Below are 12,855 nucleotides of genomic sequence, written 5' to 3'. Positions count from 1 at the left end.
ACCCGCCCCGCGGTGACTCAGCTACCGCGGGGCGGGTGCGACAGCAGGAAACGCGCTGGCATGGAACGCCTCCGTTTCCTCGTCCGCGGGAAACATGGATTCGATGCGCAACTCCTGCGCGGCCACGCTTTGCGGCGTGCCCACCGTGGTGACCATCGAAAAATAGCGGAGCACCTTGCCGTCCTTCGCGAAGCCCATCGGGATCATCGGCAGATTCGAAGTGGAAGCGACCGACCCGCGCAAGCGCCACGACGCATCGACGCCAGGATAAGCAAACAGCTCGTCCAGCAAGGCCTGGGTCTGCTCGTCCAGCACGCCGCCGATGGCTTCGCGGTAGACGCGCTGGATCAAACTGCTGGCCACGGCTTCCCAGTTCACCACGAAGGGCCGCATGCCGGCGGGGTCGAACAGCAGGTGCAGCATGTTGCGCGGTCCCGTGCGCGCCGCCATGTCGATAAACGAGCCGAAGAAGCGTGGCGACGACGCATTGGCAGTCAGCACGTTCCAATAGCGATCCATTACTACGGCGGGATAAGGATCGTGCTGGCGAAGCATGCGATCGAGCGCGCGCGTAATGCCCTGCATCTCGGCGGCATCCCAGGACGCCTCCGAATAGACCGGCGCGTAACCGGCCGCGAGGAACACGGCGTTGCGCTCGCGCAATGGCACATCCAGCGCCTGCACGATGCTGGTCAGCGCCTGGCGGCTCGGCATGCTGCGGCCGCTTTCGATAAAGCTCACATGCCGCTGGGACATGCCGGCATCGAGCGCCAGCCCCAGCTGGCTGGCGCCGCGTACGTCGCGCCAGTGGCGCAGCAGGCGCCCCAGATCACTGGATGAACTCGCCCGATCTGTACGAACCGAAGCCATAGGGCTCTCCCGAGCAAGCCTGCCGGCGATATTAACGACAGTCGCCATCAGGCAGGCCATGCATCCCAGCGATAGGCTTCGAAGGCTGGCTCCAGCGGCGGCCGGGTGACATTGCCGGTGTAGTTGGTGATGGTCGATGCGGCCACGATGCCGATCACCTCCAGCAGGTGATCCTTGCCAAAGCCCGCCTGCAGGAACGCCGACATGTCGTGATCGTCGAGATGCCCGCGCTTCTCGATGAAGCTGCGAGCGAGCAGGGAGAGCGCGGCGTTACGCGGATCGTCCGGCAAGCGGCGCTCGCGAATGGCGTCGACATCCGTTTCTTCGACACCTTCTTTCACGGCCAGGAAGGAATGAAAGGCCACGGCCCACGAGCATGCATTGGTCACCGCATTGGTAAGCAGAACGACCTGGACCTGCTGCTCGGAAAAACTACCGCCATGGACCTTGCCGAACAGCCCGACCAGGCTGCCGATCAGCACCGGAGAGGTGGACATCGCAGCGGCGATATTCGGGACGATGCCAAACGCGCTTTGCAACGCTTCCAGCGACGGCTGGGACAGTTCCGGTGCGGAGGCGATCGTATGGATGGGGAAGGTTGACATGATTGATTCTCTTCAAGACACCCCGCCGGAACTGGCGGGGTGGAGGCTCAATCTAGGCCTGCGCTTGGCGCGCGCCAATTACCTCGGATGTAATCGGCGGCGCAGCAATCAGTACAGCGGCGTTCCCGCGTTGTAGGCACCGACGAAGGACTGCCAGTCGAGATTCACCTGGTCGGCATAGCCGAACGCGAACGTGGCGATCTCCGACTCCAGCCCGCTCTTGCTGCTCACCGCATTGGTGACCTGCTTGTCGATGCTGTATGGCACGATATTGCTGTCGTAATCCTGGTCGGAGATGGCGTGCGCGGATGCCAGCGCCTGGCCCAGATACGTCGCGGCGGTATTCAACTTGCCGGCGCTGCTGAGCTTGGTGGGATCGAAGTCTTCCGCATACGGCGACTTCTCGTGCACGTAGTACGGCAGGCCGTTGATGCTGGCGTAGCCGACCAGCACGTCGGCGTTCAAGGTCTGCGCCTTGGCCGTCATCGCCACGCGATCGCCCTCGTGGCTGTTGTAGTCGGCAGCCGGGAGCTGGCCGTTGTCCACTTCCGCGACGGCGCTGGTGACTTCCTGCTTCAGCTCGAGGATCACGTCATCGGAGCTGGACGACGACGGACCTTCGACCAGCACGTAATAACGCAGCCGCCCCAGGCTGCCGATACCCGAGCCGAGCTTCTGGCGGATGTCCTTCACCTGGTAATAGCTGGCGGCGTAGCGCTTGGACGAGGCGATGGTGTTGGTATAGCCACTGACCGCGGCAACGATGTTGTTGTAAGTGGTGCTGTCGACGGCGGCGAGCGTGCCGGCGGTGGTCTGGAATGTCCGCGTGCTGCCGCTGAGCTGGGTGTACTTGGCCAGCAGGTCGGAACGCGCATCGCCCTTCGACTTGCCGATGGTGTCATTCACCACGCCGGAGGTATTGCCGTTCTTCAACTGGAAGCTGAGCTCGGCGCTGCTGCCCATGAAGTCGTCCATCTTGTCGACATAAGCGCCGACCATGGTGTTGATCGCGGTCTTGATATCGCTGTCGGACAGGCCATTGGCGCGGCCGGCCAGCACCATGCTGGTGGCGAGCCGGCGCAGATCCCACACGTACTGGCCGAGATAGCCCTCGTCGAAATCGTCGACAGAGAACACCGTGCTGCCGCTGCTGTCCTGCCAGGCGCCGAAGTTGCCGAGATGCGCGTCGCCGCCGATCCAGGTGTAGCCGGTCTGCGTGGTGGCATAGCTGGACACCGGCAGCGTCTGCATGTCCTGGTAGAAGATATGCGCGGTGCCGCGATAGAAATTAGACGCGCTGACCGCCATGGTCGACATCTTCGTTCCCAGCTCGGCGCTGTCGGTGGCGGCGAACGGATGGTTGTAGCCATACACCTGCGACACCACCCAGCTGGTGCGCGTGCTGGCGGCCTGCGCAACGGACGCACACAGCAGGCCGGCGGCCGACAGGACGATCCATGTTTTTTTCATCACGGCTTTGTTCAAGACGGTCTTGTTCACGATGTCTTCCTTGGGGCAAGAAAAAAGGCGCGGCCTAAGCCGCGCCTTGGGTCGAACCCGAATTCAAGCGATCGCGCGTGACGCCGATGTGACGTGCGTTCTTGCGCTCAGTTCTTGCTGACTGACGCCACCGCCGAAGCCACCGTGTCGAGGTTGGAACGGTTGAGTGCCGCCACGCAGATGCGGCCGGTGCCGATCGCGTAGATGGCGTACTCGTCGCGCAGGCGATCGACCTGGGCCTTGCTCAGGCCCGAGTACGAGAACATGCCCGCCTGCCGCTGGATAAAGCCGAACTGCGGCGCACCGTGCGCCGCCAGCTTCTCCACCATGCCGGCGCGCATCGCGTGGATGCGCTCGCGCATCTCGCCCAGCTCCTGCTCCCACATCGCGCGCAGCTCGGGGCTGCCGAGCACGCCGGCGACCAGGGCGCCGCCATGGGTGGACGGGCTGGAGTAGATCGAGCGGATGGTGCGCTTGACCAGCGACTGCACGCGCAGCGCCTCGTCGCGATCCGCGGCGACGAAGGTCAGCGCGCCCGCGCGCTCGCCGTACAGCGAGAACGACTTGGCGTACGAGCTGGTCACCACGAAGGACTCGATGCCCGAGGCGGCGAACAGGCGCACCGCCGTGGCATCCGCATCGATGCCCTGGTCGAAGCCCTGGTAGGCCATGTCGATGAAGGGCAGCAGCTTGCGCTCCTTCACCACGCCCACCACCTGCTGCCATTGCTCGGCGTTGAGATCGACGCCGGTCGGGTTGTGGCAGCAGGCGTGCAGCAGCACCACGGTGCCGGGTTCCAGCTTGCCGAGGTCCGCCAGCATGCCGGGGAAATCCAGGCCGTGGGTCTGCGGGTCGTAGTAGGTGTATTCCTCCACCTCGAAGCCGGCGGCCAGGAACACCACGCGATGGTTTTCCCAGCTCGGGTTGCTGATGGCGATCTTCGCCTTGGGCAGCGCCTTCTTCAGCACGTCCGCGCCGACGCGCAGCGCGCCGCTGCCACCGACGGTCTGCGAGGTGGCCACGCGGCCGGCCGCCAGCAGCGGCGACTCGGGACCGAACACCAGCTTCTGCGTGCCCTGGGTATAGGCCGGCAGGCCGTCGATCGGCAGGTAGCCGCGCGGTTTCGCTTCCTGCGCCAGGCGCAGCTCCACTTCGTGCACGGCACGCAGCAGCGGGATCCGTCCCTGTTCGTCGTAGTAGATGCCCACGCCAAGGTTGACCTTGCCCGGGCGCGCGTCGGCCAGGTAGGCCTCGGTGAGTCCCAGGATCGGATCGCCCGGGGTCATTTCAACGGATGCAAAGTGCGACACGGCGTTACTCGCAGATAGGTGAGAGGAGGGATCAGGCTTCGGCTTCTTCCGGCATGCCGGCAAGCCACTGGTGCGCATCCGCGCGGGCCGCGCTTTCGCGCGAACCGAGCGAGGTGAAATCGAACAGGTTGCGGTCGGCCAGTTGCGAAGGCGCGACCGCGCCCAGCGCGCGGAACATGGTTTCGCTGCGGCCGGGGTATTGCTTCTCCCAATCTTCCAGCATGCGCCTGACCACCTTGCGCTGCAGGTTTTCCTGGGAGCCGCACAGATTGCACGGGATGATCGGGAACTGCTGTTGCTGCGCGTACTCGGCGATGTCGTCTTCCCGGCAGTACGCCAGCGGGCGGATCACCACGTGGCGGCCGTCGTCCGAGCGCAGCTTCGGCGGCATCGCCTTGAGGCTGCCCTGGTGGAACAGATTGAGAAAGAAGGTGCCGAGGATGTCGTCGCGATGATGGCCCAGGGCGATCTTGCTGATGCCGTTGGCCGCGGCCCAGGCGTACAGTGCGCCGCGCCGCAGGCGCGAGCACAGGCTGCACATGGTCTTGCCCTGCGGGACTACGCGGGTCACCGTGCTGTAGGTGTCCTGCTCGATGATGTGGAACGGCACGCCGCGCGCGCTGAGGTAATCCGGCAGCACGTGCTCGGGAAAGTCCGGCTGCTTCTGGTCGAGATTGACCGCGATCAGCTCGAAGCGCACCGGCGCCTTCGCCTGCAGCGACAGCAGGATGTCCAGCAAGGTGTACGAGTCCTTGCCGCCGGACAGGCACACCATCACCTTGTCGCCGGCCTCGATCATGTTGAAGTCGGCGATCGCCTGGCCGACCTGGTGACGCAGGCGCTTGGCCAGCTTGGCGGCCTCGTACTGCTGCTTGCGGGTGGCGTCGGGCGGGGCGGACATGGGCGGGGCGTCGATGGAAAACCAGAAGGCCGCCCATTGTAGCGGCCCTGCCCCGCCATGACCGCAGCCTTCCGGCCACTCCACCGCCTGCGGCCCGGCGGAGTACACTCGGATATCGTCCTTTCGCCAGCCGCAGCCGCCGCCCATGCAGGTTCAGGATCCCGCCGAGATTGCCCATCTGCTGGCCGAACTGCGCGTCGAGCACCGCGATCTGGACGTCGCCATCGAGGCGCTGGCGACCGCGATGGGCCGCGACGAGCTGCAGCTCACGCGGATGAAAAAGCGCAAATTGCTCTTGAAAGACGCGATCGCCCGGCTGGAAAGCCGGCTGATTCCCGACCTCGACGCCTGACGGCGGCGCTCGCCGGAACGGTCCCGGCCATCGGATCGATTCCATTTCGCGCCAGCGAGCTGCCAGCAAGGCGCCCGCATCGCTCCATCTCGCAGCAGCAGACTCGCGGCCTCTCCCATGGAGCTGCCGACCGCATGGACATGCGTCTTTCCGCCACGCGCCGAGCGCGCCCGCCGCTTCGTCTCGCCTTGCGCCTGGGCGGCCTCGGCGTGCTGCTCTGGTTCGCCGCCGCCCTGGCGCTTGCCTTCGCCGGCCTGTCGACGCGGCCCGTCGCACCGGCCGACCTCGCACTGGTGCTGGGCAATACCGTCGGCCCCGGCAACCGGCCCCTGCCCCGCCTGCGTAGCAGGCTCGAAGCGGCGCTCGCGCTGTACCGGCGCGGCGGCTGCCGCATGCTGATGGTCAGTGGCGGCGTCGAAGAAGACGGGCGTGACGAAGCGGCCGGCATGAAGCAGTGGCTGATCGAACAAGGCGTGCCCGCGGAGGCGATCGTCGAGGACCGCCATGGCGACAACACCCGTGCTTCCGCGCGCAACGCGCGCGCATGGCTGGATGCGCACGGACAGCGCAGCGTGGTGGTGGTGTCGCAATACTTCCATCTGCCGCGGGCGCGGCTGGCGATACGGCAGGAAGGGCTGGTCGATGCGGGTGGGGCATACACGCGGCGGCTGTATGCGCGCGATGTGTACTCGAGCATGCGCGAGGTGTTGGGGTATCTCGCGTATGGGGCAAGGCTGGCGTAGGGTCGGGGCGCCCGCAGCGAACCCTAACCTCAGGGCCTGCACGAGTGCTGCAACGTTGGGGTTCGCCTGCGGCTCACCCCAACCTGCGCCATCGAGTCAGCGCAGACCCAGCACATCCAGGCCCTGCTCGAACACGATATCCACCGGGATCTTCGCACTCTCCAGCTTCTTCAGATCGCCCGCCAGCTCGGCATCGACGCTGCCCATGCTGTCGGTGAGCTGCCTGGCGGTGGCGTAGTCGCCATCGCCCTGGATGGTGAGCAGCTTCGCCGACAACGCATTCATCGCCGCGGTCATCTTGTCGAAATCCACGCGGTAACGACCGCTCGCCGCATCGCGACTGAACGCACCCTGCTGCTTGAAGAAGTTGAAGCGCACCATGTTCGCCTTCGCATGCGCGTCGCTGGCGCCGAAACGCACCGAGCGCAGGATGCCGGCGAGGAAGGTGACGTAGTTGTCCATCAGCTTGGCCTTGTCCAGCTCGCCCTTCTCGGCCAGCTTGCTGACCATGTACAGGCCCAGGATGTCGGCCTTGCCTTCCTCGAAGCTCGACGCCTGGTCCTTCAGCGCCGCACGCACCAGGCCCTTGTCGGTGAGTGTGTTCTTGATGCCGAGGCCATGCGCCACCTCGTGGAACATGGTGTTTTCGAAGAACGCGTCGAAGGTGAGGTGCGACTGCTGGTCGGTGGCGATCAGCTCCTTGGCGATCGGCAGCATGATCTTGTCGAACTTCGCCTGCATCACGTTCTCCAGCTGCAGGCGGCGCGTGCCTTTCTTGAGCTGGACTTCCTCGTCGTTGGGCAGGTTGATCGCGATGGTCTTGGCGCCGACGTTGGCGTCGCCGGCGTAGTACACGGCGAAGTAGGCATTGAGGTCGGCGTCGGAGCCGGGCTTTTCAGCCTTGTACCTGGCGTCCACCGGCAGTTCGCGCTGCAGTTCCGGCAGGTATTTGACGAAGCGCGACAGCTTCTCGCTCCAGGCCTGGTCCTTCACCAGCACGTAGCTCTCATAGCTGGCCTTGTAGCCGAACAGCTGGTCTTCGTAGGTTTCGATCGGGCCGATCACGATGTCGACCGGGTTCTTCTTCATCGCCATCCAGGCGAAGTCGCTCTTGCGGTATTCGTCGCTGAGCAGCGCATCGGCGCGCAGCTTCAGGTAATTGGCGAAGTCCTTGTCGGCGGAAAGCTCGGCCGCTTCGCGCAGCAGGCCGGCGGCCTTCTCCAGGTCGGCCTTGTAGGCCTCGTGGAAGGGCACGGTGACCAGCTTCCCCTGCGCATCGCGGCGCAGCAGGGTGTAGAGCGAGGTCTTGTCCTTCAGGTCGGCTTTCTCGAATTCGTCCTTGCCCATGTCGGCCGGATAGAACTGCACGCCGGCCGGGCGCGGGCCGACGCCGGCGACGAAGGGCTGGTCCTCGTGCAGGCGGTCCCAGGGGCCATAGTTGATCTCGGCGTAGCGGCGCGTGTCCTCGTCGGGAATGCGCTGCATCAGCGCCGCCTTGTCGCCCCAGGACTGCTGCCAGTACAGGCTGTTGGTGACCTCGGCCGCCTGCACCAGCAGGGCCAGCATGCGCTTCTGCTTGTCGTCGAAACCGGACAGGTCCGCGCTCAGCTTCACCGTGGCGTAGTCGCCCATGCGCTGCCTGGCCAGGTCCGCGTCGGTCGACGCCGATGCCGGCTGGGCCGGTGCGGCGGAAGCAGGCGAGGCCGGCTTCGGCTCCGCCGGTGCGGCGGCGTCCTGGTGGGAGGAATTGCAGCCGGCGAGAGCGACGGCGAGGCTCAGGGCGAGCAGGCGGTAACGCATGGGGACTTCCTCACGGAGCGGAAGTCACGATGTTATATCGCCTGGGGTTATATGGCCTGGGGTATACGGCCCGGGGTTATATGGCCCGGGGCTCGCTGGCCCCGGGCCGGTGTAATCGCATCAGCTGGAGATCGCCAGGCGCTCCGAGCGGTACAGGTGCGCGGTGATCAAGGTCGCCACCAGCGCCGCGGCGAACGTCCCGCCCAGGCAATACAGCACCTGCTGCAGGTCGACGCCGTCGCCGCGCAGCGCGCCCATCACGCCCAGGTGCTGGCCCAGCAGCGGCACCGCGAACATCCAGGCCTTGGCCTTGATCGGGAACGCTACCATCAGCAGGCTCGGCACGATCGGCACGAACATCAGCAGCGACACATACATCTGCGCCTCGCGGTAGCTCTTGGCGAACGCGGCCACCAGGGTCTGCAGCGCGGCGATCAGCATCACCAGCGGCAGCATCAGCAGGAACACGGTGCCGGCGAAATGCGGGCCGAGATTCAGTTCCATGCCGAGCTTGTCCACCGGCACGAACGGACCGAGCACCGCGAAGGCCGCCAGGGTGATCAGCAGGCTGGCGCAGGAGAAAGTGCAGATCGCCGCCAGCTTGCCGGCCAGGATCTTCCAGCGCGACACCGGGTTGGCGAACAGCGGCTCCAGCGATTGCCGTTCGCGCTCGCCGGCGGTGAGGTCGATCGCCAGGTACATGCCGCCGAGGAAGATGGTGATCACGAAGAAGTACGGCAGCATGTTGAACATCAGCACGCCGCGCGCCTGCGCGGTGGCCTGGTCGCGCCGCGCCACGCTGATCGGCCACGCGGTGCCGGGCGAGAGGCCGCGCGCCACCAGGCGCATCGCGCCCTGCTGCCGCGCATAGCCTTCCACCAGCCGGCTGACGCGCTCCACCGAGGTGTTCGCGTCGCGCTGCGAGGAATCGAAGATCACCTCGACCTGCACCGGCTCGCCCTTGCGCCAGGTCTCGGCGTAGTCGGTACCGATGCGCACCACCACGTCGGTGTCCTGCCGGCGCACGGCCTGTTCGGGGTTGGCGATCGCCGGCTGCGGCACGATGCCGCCGGCCTTGAGCGCGTCGATCAGGTTGGGCGCGCGCTCGGCGCCGATCACCGGCACTTTCAGCGGCTGCTCGGCCTTGTCCAGTTCGCGGCTGAGCATGGAGCCGAGCAGCAGCGCGAAGATCATCGGCCCCAGCAGCGGACCGGTGACCAGGGCGGTGACGATGGTGCGGCGATCGCGCAGGTTCTCGCGCACTTCTTTCAGGAAGACGGTGACGAAGGCGCTGGCGCGCTTGGTATTGGCGGTAACGGTGTTCATGCGGCGAGGCCCTCCTCGCTGCCGATGATCTTCACGAAGGCATCCTCCAGGTTCGCCGCGCCGGTCTGCTCGCGCAGCGCCTGCGGAGTTTCGTCGGCCACCACGCGGCCGTGCGCGATCACCACGATGCGATCGCACAGCGCGGCGACCTCCTGCATGATGTGGCTGGAAAACAGCACGCAGCGCCCTTCCGCCTTGAGTTTCAGCATGAACTGGCGCAGCGCGCGGGTGGCCATCACGTCCAGGCCGTTGGTGGGTTCGTCCAGGATCACGTTGCGCGGGTCGTGGATCAGCGCGCGGGCGATCGCGGTCTTCACGCGCTGGCCCTGCGAGAAGCCCTCGGTGCGCCGGTCCGCGATCTCTTCCATCTCCAGCGCCTTGATCAGCGCTTCGCGGCGCGTGGCCAGCTCGCCTTCGGGCAGGCCGTGCAGGCGCGCGAAGTAGTCGATGTTCTCGCGCACGCTCAGGCGCTTGTAGAGACCGCGCGCATCCGGCAGCACGCCGAGCTGGCGGCGCACCGCCAGCGGATCGGCGGCGGCGTCGATGCCGTCGACCAGGATCTGGCCGCGGTCCGGCTTCATCAGCGTGTACAGCATGCGCAGCGTGGTGGTCTTGCCGGCGCCGTTGGGGCCGAGCAGGCCGGTGATCTCGCCGTCGCGCGCGCTGAAACCCACGCCGTCCACGGCTTTGACCTTGCCGAATGCCTTGTGCAGGTCCTTCACCTCGATCATGGCGCGGCTCCGTTGAAATCGATGAATTGCGGGGTGGCGTGCAGGCGGTCCAGGCACTTGGCGTCGAGCTTGGCGGGCGCGAGGTCTTCCACGAAATGCTTGAGCAGGTCCGGCGCGCAGCCGGCCGTCACCACGTTGTGGCCCTGTCCCTTCAGCACGAAGTGGCGGCCGTTGGAGAAGCCCTTCAGCACTTCGTCGCCGTAGGCCGGCGGCGTCACCGGGTCGTACTCGCCGGAAAACAGCAAGGTGGGCTTGTCGCTCTTCACCGGCTGGTGGAAGTCGGCCGGGCGCGTGCCCTTGGGCCACACCGAGCACACCGCCTGCAAGGTATCGAGCACGCGCGTGCCGAGCATGGAGTGCGCGTCCTGCGGGCGCGGCGTGAACAGGTCGGCGTCTTCGCTGCAGATCACCGACGATTGCATGCCGCCGTTCATGGTGTCGGACAGATCGCCCGACAGCAGCTTGGCCTGGCCCAGCAGCGGGCCGACGTCGCCGTGCGCGGCCGCGTCGATCGACACCGGCAGCAGCGCCGCGGTGATCGGCGAGTAGGCGAACATGCGCACCACACTGGCCAGCGAGTATTCGCTCAGCACGCGCTGCACGGTCTGGTAGTTCTGCGGATCGCGGAAGCTGACCTGGTGCGGGTTGGCGCGCAGCGCGTCGCGCAGCTGGTACAGCGTCTGGTAGGGATCGCCGAAGCGCTCGTGGCAGGCCTTGTCGGCCACGCAGCGGGCGAACTGCGCCTTCAGCGCGCTCTCCAGGTTCTGCGCGAAGTCCTCGCCCAGCACCAGTTGGTTCGGCACCACGCCGTCCAGCACCACCGAGCGCACCGCGTCCGGATGGCGCATCAGGTACTGCTGTGCCATGCGCGTGCCGTAGGAGACGCCGACCAGGTCGAGGCTGGGCGAACCGAGCGCATGGCGCACGTCTTCCAGGTCCTGCACCGCGACGGTGGTGGTGTAGTAGCGCGGATCGGCCTTGCCTTCGAGCTGCTTGAGGCAGTCGGCGGTCTCGGCGCGCAGCTTGGCGGGATCGAAGCCGATCTCTTCCTCGCCAGTGGTTTTCGCGTTCGGCGTCTTGCTCTCGGCTGGCTTGCAGGTCAGCGGATGGGAGCCGCCGGTGCCGCGCTGGTCCAGCAGCAGCACGTGGCGATGCGCCAGCAGCGGTTGCAGCGCGGGCGCCACGCCGGACCAGGTTTCGGTGGCCGCCTGGCCGGGGCCGCCGGCGAGCAGCACGACCATGTCGTCGCTGGCGACCTGCGCGTTGCTGCGGATCACGCCGAATTTCAGGGCGATCTTGCGGCTGTGCGGATCGTCGCGGTTCTCCGGCACCTCGAACGGCGCGCACCACGCGGCGGTCGTCAGCCCGCTGTTGGGCTGGCCCAGCTCGCACGGTGTCAGCGTGAGCGAGCCGAGCCGCCAGGTTTCCGGCTTGGCCGGTGCGGCCGGCGCGGCGGCGACCGGCGCGCTGTCTTCCCCGGCGCCGGCAGCGTTGCCGCCGCGTGCATGGAACTGGTTCCAGGCCAGCGCGCCCAACCCCAGCGCGACGGCGGCGATGCGCACCACGGTGCGTCCCTTGATAGCCATTGCTTGTGTTCCCCTCGCTCGGGCGGCCAGGTGGCCGCTTTCGTCCCAGTGAATTCTTAAGTTCCCGCCGCGCCGTCCGGCTGGAAGATCGCTTCGATCGGCTGCTCGAACAGCCGGGCGATCTTGAAAGCCAGCGGCAGGCTGGGGTCGTACTTGCCGGTCTCGACGGCGTTCACCGTCTGGCGCGACACATCCAGGCGCGTGGCCAGGTCAGCCTGTGACCAGCCGCGCTCGGCGCGCAGTTCGCGTACCCGGTTCTGCATCGCTCAGTCGCGGTAGCGGCGCTTGGCCCAGGCCAGCGTCGGGCCGTAGACCAGCATCAGGCCCGGCGCCACCAGCAACAGCGCGGTCCCATCGAGGTCGACCACCTTGGCCGCGGCGAGAAAACCGACGGCAATGCTGGTCACCGCTACCACCCAGGCAGCGATCGCCAGGGCCTGCAGGTGCAGGCGCTGCATGAACTCATCGGTCGCGGTCACGTAGCGGAACAGGGAGAACGCCATGGCCGCTATCGGCAAGGCCGGCAATACGGCGATCAGCGTTTTCAGCCAGATCGCCTCAACCGTCTTGTGCAGCGGCCAGACGAACAGCATCAGCGCGAAGTACATCGTCATGGACGGCACGAACTCGGCAAGGTAACGGCGATCCTCCCGACGCATCTCGCCTTCGGCCTCCGAGCAGGCGGCGGCGCGCGACACATAGGCCATCAGCCAGCTCAGCCCCGTCAGCAGCAGCAGGAGCAGCACGCGCCCCGCCACGCCATGCAGCCGCGTCATCAGGCCGATGGTGCCGAAGAACCCCAGCATGATCAGCGCCAGCAAGAGCCGCCGACCCCAGGCCGGCCAGCTCGCCATGCGCTTGGTCAGATGTTCCATTGCCCCCTCCATACGCCCGTTCCCCTTCGATCGGACACTCGCCATGTCAAGCAAGCTTGACAGCATGCTAGGCAGCGCCGGGACGTATGTCAAGCTTGCTTGACAACGCTCGGGTGTAACACTTTATCCGGACGATATTTTGCGAATTAAGGCAAGCACTTGGCCCCCAAAGGTCACTTTTTGACCTTCAATGACCTCGACAAAATTTTGACGTTGCTTAATCTGGAGGGGGCAGATTCCGTGAGATAGTTCTCAA

The 12,855-nt window shown here is 66.3% G+C and carries 13 protein-coding genes; 2 read left to right on the top strand and 11 right to left on the bottom strand.

The window, feature by feature from the left end; all coding sequences use genetic code 11:
* Positions 1 to 21: 21 nt before the first annotated feature.
* From AB4083_RS10255 to ttcA, 5 genes are all read right to left on the bottom strand, one after another.
* Positions 22 to 870, bottom strand: coding sequence for a helix-turn-helix domain-containing protein (locus AB4083_RS10255; protein WP_441607696.1), 849 nt, complete (start codon positions 868 to 870; stop codon positions 22 to 24).
* Positions 871 to 917: 47 nt separating this feature from the next.
* Positions 918 to 1,475: a carboxymuconolactone decarboxylase family protein gene (locus AB4083_RS10250; protein ID WP_441607695.1), complete on the bottom strand. Its 558-nt coding sequence runs from the start codon at positions 1,473 to 1,475 to the stop codon at positions 918 to 920.
* A 108-nt stretch (positions 1,476 to 1,583) separates the two neighbouring features.
* On the bottom strand, positions 1,584 to 2,975 hold the full coding sequence (locus AB4083_RS10245) for a DUF2252 domain-containing protein (protein ID WP_441607694.1): 1,392 nt from the start codon (positions 2,973 to 2,975) through the stop codon (positions 1,584 to 1,586).
* Between the two features lie 107 nt (positions 2,976 to 3,082).
* Positions 3,083 to 4,285 (bottom strand): amino acid aminotransferase, encoded by a 1,203-nt coding sequence (locus AB4083_RS10240; RefSeq protein WP_441607693.1) that lies wholly within the window; start codon positions 4,283 to 4,285, stop codon positions 3,083 to 3,085.
* A gap of 31 nt (positions 4,286 to 4,316) precedes the next feature.
* Entirely contained in the window at positions 4,317 to 5,186 is an 870-nt protein-coding gene (ttcA, locus tag AB4083_RS10235; protein ID WP_441607692.1) for a tRNA 2-thiocytidine(32) synthetase TtcA, read from the bottom strand.
* 145 nt (positions 5,187 to 5,331) lie between these two features.
* Between ttcA and AB4083_RS10230 the strand changes: the two genes are divergently transcribed.
* Together AB4083_RS10230 and AB4083_RS10225 are read left to right on the top strand one after the other, a co-directional pair.
* Positions 5,332 to 5,538: a YdcH family protein gene (locus AB4083_RS10230; RefSeq protein WP_441607691.1), complete on the top strand. Its 207-nt coding sequence runs from the start codon at positions 5,332 to 5,334 to the stop codon at positions 5,536 to 5,538.
* A 134-nt stretch (positions 5,539 to 5,672) separates the two neighbouring features.
* Entirely contained in the window at positions 5,673 to 6,281 is a 609-nt protein-coding gene (locus AB4083_RS10225; protein ID WP_441607690.1) for a YdcF family protein, read from the top strand.
* Positions 6,282 to 6,377: 96 nt separating this feature from the next.
* Here the strand turns inward: AB4083_RS10225 and AB4083_RS10220 are convergent, their stop codons facing one another.
* From AB4083_RS10220 to AB4083_RS10195, 6 genes are all read right to left on the bottom strand, one after another.
* The gene (locus AB4083_RS10220; protein WP_441607689.1) at positions 6,378 to 8,081 is read right to left on the bottom strand and encodes a dipeptidyl-peptidase 3 family protein; all 1,704 of its coding nucleotides are present in this window, start codon (positions 8,079 to 8,081) and stop codon (positions 6,378 to 6,380) included.
* 120 nt (positions 8,082 to 8,201) lie between these two features.
* The gene (locus AB4083_RS10215) at positions 8,202 to 9,407 is read right to left on the bottom strand and encodes an ABC transporter permease (protein WP_441607688.1); all 1,206 of its coding nucleotides are present in this window, start codon (positions 9,405 to 9,407) and stop codon (positions 8,202 to 8,204) included.
* Positions 9,404 to 10,138 carry an ABC transporter ATP-binding protein gene (locus AB4083_RS10210; RefSeq protein ID WP_441607687.1) on the bottom strand — a complete coding sequence of 245 codons (735 nt, stop codon included), beginning with the start codon at positions 10,136 to 10,138 and terminating at the stop codon, positions 9,404 to 9,406. Before AB4083_RS10210 ends, AB4083_RS10215 begins: the two co-directional genes overlap by 4 nt.
* Positions 10,135 to 11,724: an alpha/beta hydrolase gene (locus AB4083_RS10205; protein WP_441607686.1), complete on the bottom strand. Its 1,590-nt coding sequence runs from the start codon at positions 11,722 to 11,724 to the stop codon at positions 10,135 to 10,137. Before AB4083_RS10205 ends, AB4083_RS10210 begins: the two co-directional genes overlap by 4 nt.
* A gap of 56 nt (positions 11,725 to 11,780) precedes the next feature.
* Positions 11,781 to 11,987 carry a helix-turn-helix transcriptional regulator gene (locus AB4083_RS10200; RefSeq protein ID WP_441607685.1) on the bottom strand — a complete coding sequence of 69 codons (207 nt, stop codon included), beginning with the start codon at positions 11,985 to 11,987 and terminating at the stop codon, positions 11,781 to 11,783.
* A gap of 3 nt (positions 11,988 to 11,990) precedes the next feature.
* A complete protein-coding gene (locus AB4083_RS10195) occupies positions 11,991 to 12,599 on the bottom strand; it encodes a hypothetical protein (protein ID WP_441607684.1) in 609 nt (202 codons plus the stop codon).
* Positions 12,600 to 12,855 lie beyond the last annotated feature (256 nt).

The organism is Dyella sp. 2RAB6 (assembly GCF_052115385.1).
In the GTDB taxonomy this organism is placed as follows: domain Bacteria; phylum Pseudomonadota; class Gammaproteobacteria; order Xanthomonadales; family Rhodanobacteraceae; genus Dyella_D.
The sequence above is the reverse complement of the archived record's forward strand: the minus strand, read 5'-3'. Positions and strand labels throughout refer to the sequence as shown.